Genomic DNA, 1,844 nt, shown 5'->3' with positions numbered 1-1,844 from the left:
ATGAAGAAAAAGAACCGAGTCGTCCAGATCGCAACGCCTATTCGTCCGATCTTCAGTGTGAAAAAATCACACGACAAATAGTCTGACACGGGGGGCATGGCTTCCGAATCAAAGGGGAAAGGGGCGGTTATGATCGATGATCCTGAAAGTTTCGGAGGATATTTTCCTTTCGAATGCACGGATAGAATGGAATTGCTGGGTATTCTTTGCATAACAATTGACCGTGCCGCTTATATTATTTCAAAAGATAGTTATCTAGAGGAGCATTGGGCTTTCGACATTCCTGAGGATGAACTATATAAAAGCTGGGTAGAATTTTTGACGAAAGCTGTCGAAAAGGGAACGCTTCGTGCGGTGGCAAAAAAATTCGATGTAAGCGACAAGATCAACGTTCACGAGACAGTTGTAGATTTGTACGATTTGCAAGAATGGCTCGACGATCGAGATGTCACCTTCAATAATGACGTTCTTGAAGAAGTCATCCAAGAGCGAATAAAGCTTTTACACAAGACCGATGCGTTTATAAAAATAGAATCGCTTTGTGCCACTTCTACTGTGACGAATGAACGCGTAGAGCTTTTGTCGGAAAGATTGGAGAACGCATTAAGCGAAAACAGGCGATTACAAAACCTCATATCAGTTTCATTCAACGACAATGGTATGGGCGACATAGCGGGGCAAGGTGGGAGCAAAAAATCTGAATCAGCATCACTGAATATCATTGGTGCTTTATGTGAAATTTATTGGAAATCAAAAAACCCCGAAAAGCCAAAAATAATTCAGTCTGAAATTATCGAGGCGCTGAGTAACTACGATGGTTTTGCAGGGCTGAGCGAGAGAAATCTAAAGGACAAATTAGGGAAAGCAATTAAAGCGATCCGCTTTGAATAGTGCAATTGCACTAAAGTAAGTGTAATTGCATTTTATTAATGCTAAGCAAAACCTAACCTTGCATCAATCCGCTGAATTCAGGCGGCAACGAGCAAGGATAGGCAAACATGGCAACCCGCACAGAAACCTCGCCAATCAATAAATCTCTGCCAGTAGACGGCATGTCACGCTGGCAGCAGATCAAACCATTTTCGCCGTTCAGCCGGGAGAAATTCCGGCAACTAGTGATTACTGGTAAAGCACCCCAGCCGGTGAAATTTTCCGAACGCTGCACCGCTTATTCAAACCGCGAGCTTCACAAGTTCTTTGCCGACCCGTTGAATTATTCGGCGGAGGTGAAGTAATGGGCCGCAAAGTGACCGACATAAAAAAATCCGCCGGGGGCTTCGAGACCACCACGGCGGACGCCAATAAGTTCAGCAAAATCATATCACTCTGCACCCGTATCAAGGTGGCAATCCTGCGTGGCGCATCCGTGCTGGCGACCTGTTTGCGGGGGCTGGCATGAGTGACCATCTGGACAAGTTCAGAAGCGCCATGGAAGCCGCAGGGCTGACCGCACCGGACGAGATCCACGACGATGGCAAGCCTGTATGGGCTTGTGTTTGTTTTGCGCAGAGAGCCTGGCAGCAGCACAGGAAATCCGATTAACGATGTGGGCCGTGCATTTAGTCTGAAAACCGCGGCGGTGTTTGCCGCGCTTGTCAGCCTGATACTGCTCCTGTCAGCGGGATTGAACGCCTGGTTAGGGGCGCGCGGAATGTTGCTTGGCGCGGCACTGACAGGCTTGGCCGACGCGCATGCAACCGCCGCGTCAGCCGCTTCCCTGATGGCGGCCGGCAAGATTTCAAGCGCCCAGAGGGTGTCCGCGATTTTGTGTAATCGGGAAATTGTTAATGCTGGGGCATACGCTCGTCGAACATGATGGTGAACCGGTTCAGGGCCGCTTTCCA

4 protein-coding genes are annotated in these 1,844 nt (G+C 48.5%); all 4 read left to right on the top strand.

Going from position 1 to position 1,844, the window contains the following annotated elements; translation table 11 throughout:
• The first annotated feature begins 96 nt into the window (after positions 1-96).
• The 4 genes from RCH09_RS19560 (at position 97) to RCH09_RS19545 (ending at position 1,816) form a co-directional block, all read left to right on the top strand.
• Positions 97-891, top strand: a complete 795-nt coding sequence (locus RCH09_RS19560) for a hypothetical protein (protein WP_326942815.1) — start codon at positions 97-99, stop codon at positions 889-891.
• A 107-nt stretch (positions 892-998) separates the two neighbouring features.
• Positions 999-1,235, top strand: coding sequence for a helix-turn-helix transcriptional regulator (locus RCH09_RS19555; protein WP_326942814.1), 237 nt, complete (start codon positions 999-1,001; stop codon positions 1,233-1,235).
• Complete coding sequence (locus tag RCH09_RS19550) at positions 1,235-1,399, top strand: hypothetical protein (protein ID WP_326942813.1); 165 nt, start codon at positions 1,235-1,237, stop codon at positions 1,397-1,399. The genes RCH09_RS19555 and RCH09_RS19550 overlap by 1 nt, the downstream gene beginning before the upstream one ends.
• A 72-nt stretch (positions 1,400-1,471) precedes the next feature.
• Positions 1,472-1,816, top strand: a complete 345-nt coding sequence (locus RCH09_RS19545) for a DUF4010 domain-containing protein (RefSeq protein ID WP_326942812.1) — start codon at positions 1,472-1,474, stop codon at positions 1,814-1,816.
• The last annotated feature ends 28 nt before the right edge of the window (positions 1,817-1,844 follow it).

The sequence above is a fragment of the Actimicrobium sp. GrIS 1.19 genome (assembly GCF_035984655.1).
Classification (GTDB): Bacteria; Pseudomonadota; Gammaproteobacteria; order Burkholderiales; family Burkholderiaceae_D; genus Actimicrobium.
The sequence above is the reverse complement of the archived record's forward strand: the minus strand, read 5'-3'. Positions and strand labels throughout refer to the sequence as shown.